Source organism: Kitasatospora sp. NPDC008115 (assembly GCF_042957205.1).
Classification (GTDB): Bacteria; Actinomycetota; Actinomycetes; order Streptomycetales; family Streptomycetaceae; genus Kitasatospora.
In genome coordinates, this window is record NZ_JBIBHU010000027.1 from 112,536 (window position 1) to 119,218 (window position 6,683).

General features: G+C 77.9%; 6 protein-coding genes. 4 read left to right on the forward strand and 2 right to left on the reverse strand.

The genetic code is table 11. The annotated features are described in order from the left end of the window. The first annotated feature begins 46 nt into the window (after nucleotides 1–46). Nucleotides 47–778: a response regulator gene (locus tag ACFZBX_RS29245; protein WP_391536810.1), complete on the forward strand. Its 732-nt coding sequence runs from the start codon at nucleotides 47–49 to the stop codon at nucleotides 776–778. A gap of 178 nt (nucleotides 779–956) precedes the next feature. Beyond that, on the forward strand, nucleotides 957–1,379 hold the full coding sequence (locus tag ACFZBX_RS29250; protein WP_391536811.1) for a pyridoxamine 5'-phosphate oxidase family protein: 423 nt from the start codon (nucleotides 957–959) through the stop codon (nucleotides 1,377–1,379). Nucleotides 1,380–1,434: 55 nt separating this feature from the next. Here ACFZBX_RS29250 and ACFZBX_RS29255 read toward each other — a convergent pair whose 3' ends face one another. Next, nucleotides 1,435–3,174 (reverse strand): GAF domain-containing protein, encoded by a 1,740-nt coding sequence (locus tag ACFZBX_RS29255; RefSeq protein WP_391536820.1) that lies wholly within the window; start codon nucleotides 3,172–3,174, stop codon nucleotides 1,435–1,437. A 509-nt stretch (nucleotides 3,175–3,683) separates the two neighbouring features. Here ACFZBX_RS29255 and ACFZBX_RS29260 point away from each other — a divergent pair. Continuing rightward, nucleotides 3,684–4,568 (forward strand): universal stress protein, encoded by an 885-nt coding sequence (locus ACFZBX_RS29260; protein ID WP_391536812.1) that lies wholly within the window; start codon nucleotides 3,684–3,686, stop codon nucleotides 4,566–4,568. A 17-nt stretch (nucleotides 4,569–4,585) separates the two neighbouring features. On the opposite strand, the gene ACFZBX_RS29265 is transcribed toward ACFZBX_RS29260, so the two are convergent. After that, nucleotides 4,586–5,329 carry a hypothetical protein gene (locus ACFZBX_RS29265; protein ID WP_391536813.1) on the reverse strand — a complete coding sequence of 248 codons (744 nt, stop codon included), beginning with the start codon at nucleotides 5,327–5,329 and terminating at the stop codon, nucleotides 4,586–4,588. A gap of 200 nt (nucleotides 5,330–5,529) precedes the next feature. On the opposite strand from ACFZBX_RS29265, the gene ACFZBX_RS29270 reads away from it, so the two are divergent. Further along, nucleotides 5,530–6,543: an Acg family FMN-binding oxidoreductase gene (locus tag ACFZBX_RS29270; protein ID WP_391536814.1), complete on the forward strand. Its 1,014-nt coding sequence runs from the start codon at nucleotides 5,530–5,532 to the stop codon at nucleotides 6,541–6,543. Nucleotides 6,544–6,683 lie beyond the last annotated feature (140 nt).

Genomic DNA, 6,683 nt, shown 5'->3' on the forward strand with positions numbered 1-6,683 from the left:
GACCCGGCGTGTGGTGTGCCGGGCACGGAGAGGGTGGAGCCGCGACATGGCGAGCGAGACGACCGGGACCGAGACGCCGGCACCGGTCAGGGTGTTCCTGCTGGACGACCACGAGGTGGTGCGCCGCGGCGTGCACGACCTGCTGGACGGCGAGCCGGACCTGGAGGTGGTCGGCGAGGCCGGCACCGCCGAGCAGGCCCTGGTCCGCATCCCGGCGCTGCGCCCGGACGTCGCCGTCCTGGACGTGCGCCTCGGTGACGGCGACGGCGTGGCCGTCTGCCGCGAGCTGCGCTCCCGGATGCCCGATCTCGCCTGCCTGATGCTCACCTCCTTCGACGACGAGGAGGCGCTGCTCGACGCCGTGATGGCGGGCGCCGCCGGCTATGTGCTCAAGCAGATCAGCGGCACCGACCTGATCGCCGCCGTGCGGACGGTCGCCTCCGGCCGCTCGATGCTCGACCCCGGCGCCGCCACCCGCCTGCTCAACCGCCTGCGCAGCGAGGCCGAGCCGGAGCAGCCGTCCGCCGGCGGCCCGGAGCTGACCGCGCGCGAGCAGGAGGTGCTCGCGCTGATCGGCGAGGGGCTGACCAACCGGCAGATCGGCGAACGGCTCTTCCTCGCCGAGAAGACGGTCAAGAACCACGTCTCCCGGCTGCTGGCCAAGCTCGGCGTCGAGCGGCGGGTGCAGGCGGCGCTGATCGCCACCGAGCTGCGCCAGTCGGCCGCCGACCGGTCCGCGCACCACCCGCGCGTCCACGGCTACGGCTCCCGCGGCTGACGCCGCCGCCCCCCGCCCGGCCCCGGTCGCCCGCCCGCCTGAGGTGACCGGGGCCGTTCGCCGTCCGCCGCCCTCATCCCCCCTGCGGCACCGGGACGTTCGCCGTAGGCCGGGCGGGACCCTCGGCGGGACCATCGGCCCTCGCCCCGTCCCGGCCCGGCGGGCGACGATCGGTGCCATGAACGCCGATCCTGAAGCCGCGCCCGTGCAGGTCGAGCCACGGGTCCGGCCGCTGCCCCGCCATCCGCGGGAACTCGACGAGACCAGGGCCCTGGAGCTGCTGGGCCGCACCGGCGTGGGCCGGGTGGTCTACACCGTCGGCGCCCTGCCCGCCGTCCTCCCGGTCCGCTTCCGGCTGGACGCCCTCGGCGGCGTCCTGCTCTCCACGGCGCCCGGCTCGGAGCTGGCGCGCGCCGTGGACGGCGCGGTGATCGCCTTCGAGGCCGACGAGGTGGACGGCACCGACGGCACCGGCTGGTGCGTCACCGTCCTCGGCCGCGCCGAGGTCCGCCGGCCCTCCCCGGTCTCCGCGGACCGCACGGAGATCCGGATCGCCCCCGAGCTGGTCGTCGGCCGCCATCTGACGCCCGACCCGTCCTGAGGCCTCGGCCCCGCACGCCGACGGCGTGCGGGGCCGAGGCCGGTGGGGTGCGGGTTCAGACGCCCAGCGGGGCCTGCCAGACCAGGCGGGTGCCGCCGCCGTCGGCCGGGAGCAGCTCGAAGGTGCCGCCCGCCCGCTCGGCGCGCTCGGCGAGGTTGCGCAGGCCGCTGCGGCGGCCGCCGGCGGGGACGCCCACGCCGTCGTCGGTCACGGTGAGCGTCACCGTCCCGCCGGCCGCGCGCAGGGCCACCTCCACGCGGTTGGCGCGGGCGTGCCGGGCGGCGTTGCTGAGCGCCTCGCCGAGCACGGCCATCACGTGCTCGGCCAGCTCCTGCGGCACGTCGGTGTCCAGCAGGCCCTCCATGCTGAGCCGCGGCGCGAAGCCGAGCGTGGCCTGCGCCTCGCCGACGGCGCGGGTGGCGCGGGCCCGCAGCCCCCGGTCCGGCTCGCTGTGGGCGCGCAGCCCGAAGATGGTCGAGCGGATGATCTTGATGGTCTCGTCCAGGTCCGCCACCGCCCGGCTCACCCGGTCGGCCGCGCTCTGGCTCTCGATCAGCCGGCCCGCGCTCTGCAGCGTCATCCCGGTCGCGAACAGCCGCTGGATGGCCAGGTCGTGCAGGTCCCTGGCGATCCGGTCGCGGTCCTCCAGAAGCGTCAACTGCTCGGCGTCCCGGCGGCGTTCGGCCAGCTCCAGGGCGAGCGCGGCCTGGTCGGCGAAGCCCAGCAGCGGGCCCGTCTCCTCGGCCGTGAACGGCGGCCGCCCGCTCTCCCGGGCCAGCAGCAGCACACCGCGCCCGAACCCCTCGCCGGTGCCCAGCGGCACCGCCACGGCCGGCCCCAGCCCGGTGAACCGCCCGGGCGGCCCGGCCGGGAAGCGGTCGTCCTGCTCCAGCTCGTCACTGGTCGCCGGCGAGCCCGAGGCGTACGCGGCGCCGGACAGCGTGCCGTCCACCGGCACCGTCACCCCGAGCCGGGCCTCGGACCGCCCGCCGAGCGCCACCTCCACGGTCAGCTCGCCCGCCCGCTCGCCCGGGTCGGCCAGCGCCACCGAGACGTCGGCCAGCTCGGCGCCCGCGATCTCCCGGGCCCGGTGCGCGATCAGTTCCACGACCTCCAGCCGGGGCGCGCCCGACAGCAGGCTGCGGGTGATCTCGGCGCTCGCCCGCAGCCAGCGCTGCTGACGGTGCGCTTCCTCGTAGAGCCGGGCGTTGTCGATCGCCACCCCGGCGGCCACCGCCAGCGTCGAGATCACCGCCTCGTCGTCCGCGTCGAAGTCCAGGCCGCCGCGTTTGTCGGTCAGGTAGAGGTTGCCGAACACCTCGCCGCGCACCCGCACCGGCACCCCGAGGAAGGTGTGCATCGGCGGGTGGTTCGCCGGGAAGCCCACCGAGGCCGGGTGCTCGGAGAGCACCGGGCAGCGCAGCGGCTGCGGGTCGCGGATCAGCTCGCCGAGGATGCCGCGGCCGGTCGGCGGCGGGCCGATCGCGTCGATCTCCTCCTGGGTGAGGCCGACGGTCAGGAACTGCGAGAGCGTGTAGCCGTCCGCGCCGATCACGCCGAGCGCCGCGTAGCGGGCGTCGACCAGGTCGGCGGCGGCCTCGACGATGCGGTGCAGCGCCTGGGAGAGGTCCAGCTCGCGGCCGACCGCCAGCACCGCCTCCAGCAGGCTGTGCACCCGGTCGCGGGTGCCGCGCGCCGCGTCGATCCGCCACTGGAGCTCCTCCAGCAGCTCGTCCAGGCGCAGCTGCGGTATCCGCTGGCCGCCGACGGCGGACGCGGGCGGGGCCGTGGGCACGCCCGCGGGGCGGGCCGGTGCGGTTCCCGGACGTGCCGCGCCCGCGTGCGCCGGACAGCCGGGCGGCGGGGCGTCGTCCGTCCGTCCGCCCTGGTCCCCGCCGGTGCCCGCCCGCGTCTCCTCCGCGCCGCCCACCGGCGTCCTCCTCGTGTTCCCGTGCTGCTGGTCCGGCTCCGCGCTCGGTCGGCCGACCGGTCGGATTGTCGGATTCACGTTAGTGCCGCAGGCATGTGCGCGGAACGCCGGGGTCGGTCATGAACGCGCCGGACGGGGTGCGATCGGCCACACGCGCGCCGGTCGCACGCTGTTCGCGCCATTGCCGCGGACGGGCCCGCGGGACCTACGGCCCTGGCCGAAGGGCCCTGCGGCCTCTGGCGGGGCGCGCCGGGCCGGGGCCAGGGTGGTTCACAGGGGCCGACGGTGCGTCAGCGCAGCACCCCGGCCACCTGCACCAACCACCCCGGAAGGCCCGCCCCGTGCGGCGGCCCTCGCAGCGGAAGGAACCTCCCATGACGCCCGCAGTCCTGGCCGCAGTCGACGGATCGCCCCAGAGCACCGCCGCCGCCCACTGGGCCGCCGAGGAGGCGCTGCGGCGCGGGGTCCCGCTGCGGCTGCTGCACGCCTGGCCGTGGCTCACCGACGGCCGTGCCTCCTTCGCCGACCCCGAGGACCTGCCGGCCGCCGCCCAGCGGATGCTGACCCTGACGGCCGAGGACGTCCAGGCCCGCCACCCCGGCCTGACCGTCCAGACCGACGTGGTGCTGGACGCCGCCGTGGACGGCCTGGTCGCCGCCGCCGAGGACGCCGCCCTGCTGGTCCTCGGCTCGCGCGGGCTGGGCGGCTTCACGGGGCTGCTCCTCGGCTCGGTGAGCATGGCGGTCGCCGGGCGGGCGGCCGTGCCCGTGGTGGTCGTCCGGCCGACGGACCGGGCCGAGGAGCCCGCCGGGGAGCGGGCGGGCGAGCCGGCGGTGCCCGAGGTGGTGGTCGGCGTGGACGCCGCCGCGCCCGACGACGCGGTGCTCGACTTCGCCTTCCGCGCGGCCGCCCTGCGCGGTGCCCGGGTCCGCGCCGTCCACGGCTGGGACCTGCCGCCCGCCTTCGCCGTCGTCGGCTTCCTGCCGTCCGGCTCCGAGATGGCCCAGCTCCAGGCGGTGGAGGAGAAGGCCCTGGCCGACGCCCTCGCCGCCCACCGCCGGCGCCACCCGGAGACCGAGGTCGTCGAGGAGGCCCGCCTGGGTGCCGCCCGCACCCTGGTCGAGGACTCCGCCGGCGCCGCCCTGGTCGTGGTCGGCCGCCGTCGCCGCCCCCATGACATCGGACCCCGCCTGGGCCGCATCGCCCACGCCGTGCTGCACCACGCCCAGGCGCCGGTGGCGGTCGTCCCGCACGACTGACCCCGGGTCGGTCCCGTTCAGCGGCCCGGGTGCTCCGTGGCCCAGCTCCGCAGCCGGGCCACGGCCTCCTCCCGGGAGAGCGGGCCGCGTTCGAGGTGCAGATCCTGCAGATGGCGCGTGGCCGCACCGATCAGCGGGCCCGGCGGCAGGCCGAGCAGGTCCATGATCGCCTTGCCGTCCAGGGCCACCGGGACGTCCGGGAGCCTGCGGTGCCGCTCAGCCTCGGCGGCGGCACGCGCCGTTCGGTCCTGCTCCGCAAGCCGGGCCGCGAGCCACGCGTCGTAGGTCGCCGCCCACCGGGCGCTCCGGCCGGCCGACCGCCAGCCGTCCATGTCCTGTTCCCCGCCGAGCCCGGCCGCCAGGAAGAGGTCGTGGTGGTCCGCCCGTCCGGAGCCGCTCGCCACGACCCCGAGCAGGGCGAGCGCGGCGTTGACCGGCCAGGCCTCCCGCGGTCCGGTGAAGTCCCGGGTCCGGGCCGGACCCCACACCCGCGCGCCGGCCCGCCACACGGCAGCGGCCTGGTACCCGTCCCCGCCGTGGAACTCCGCCGTCACGTGGGCGACCGGCCCGCCCCGGGACCAGGCGCCCAGGGTCCGCTCGAAGGCCGGGGACGGGCCGGCCGGCGCCCCCAGGAGCCGTTCGGTGACGGGCACCAGCCCCAGGCGCTGCCGGAGCGGGGCGACGACCGCCTCCCCGAGGCCGGCGGTCCGGCTCCTGAGGAGGTCGAAACCGCCGATGACGGCGTTGAGTTCGTACGGCATGCCCGAAGAGTAGCCGCGCGGTCGCCGCACGGCGGTCCGGTCCGCCGAGGTCCGCGCGGGCGGGCCGGCCGGCCGTGGCATCCGGGCCGTTGGACCCTGTCCCCGCCGCCCGGCCCGGCGCACTCTCGGGAGTACCGGGACTCGTGTCCGCGCCGTCCGTGGGACCGGCTCCGGAGCGCCGAGGCAAGGAGAGGATCACCATGACCCAGTCAGCCCTCACTCCGGCCGACCTGCGCCTGCTCGCCGCCGCCGGCGGCGCGGCGCCCTCGCTGCACAACAGCCAGCCGTGGCGCTTCCGGCCCACCCCGGACGGGGGCGGTGTCGAAGTGCTGGCCGATCCGGACCGGTCCGTGCCGCTCGCGGACGCCAGTGGCGCCGCCCTGCACATCGCGGCGGGCGCCGCGCTGTTCAACCTCCGGGTCGCCGCCGCCCGGCTCGGCCGGGAGACCGCCGTCCGGCTGCTGCCGGACCCGGCCGACCCGCGTCTGCTGGCGGTCCTCGACCTCTCCGGCCCCGCCGCAGGTGGCGCCACGGCCGACGGTCCGTTCGGCCGGGACCTCTACCCGGCGATCGCCGAGCGCCACTCCAGCCGCTTGCCGTTCACCAACCGGGACGTCCCCGAGGCGGTCGTGGCGGAGCTGATCGCGGCCGCACGGGACGAGGGCGTGGCGCTCGCGGTGCTGGAGGAGGCGGGGGTGCGGCGGGTGCTGGAGGTCACCGCCGAGGCCGAGGACCGGATCGCCCACGACCCGGCCCGGCAGGCCGAGACCCGCTCCTGGCTGCGGCCGGACGAGGGCGGGGCCGCCGGCGACGGCCTGCCGTACGCCGCGCTCGGCCCGCAGGACCACGACGCCCGGGTGCCGATGCGCGAGTTCGCCGGGCGCCCGCCGCACCACGAGGGGCCGCCGCAGCCGTCCCAGCGCTTCGAGGCGCTGCCCCAGCTGTGCACGCTGGCGACCGCCGGGGACGGCCCGGCGGACTGGCTGCGCACCGGGCAGGCACTGGAGCGGGTCTGGCTGCTGGCCACCGTGCACGGGCTGCGGCTGACGGTGTGGCACCAGGCGGTCGAGTGGCCGGACCTGCGCTGGCGCCTGCGCGACCCCGCCGAGGGGCCCGGCCACGTCCAACTGGTGCTGCGGGTGGGCTACGGCCCGCCCGGTGCCGCCACCCCGCGCCGGCCGGTGGAGGACGTCCTCGACCTGCCGACGGCGTAGGGACGGTACTCCGGGCGGGGCGGCCCGGGGGGCGGGGGGGGGCCCCCCCCCCCCCCCCGCCCCCGGGCGCCCCCTCTAGAGGGCCCGCCCGCCCCCACGCGCCACCCCCGGGGGGGGCCGGCCCCCGCCGGATGTTAAAG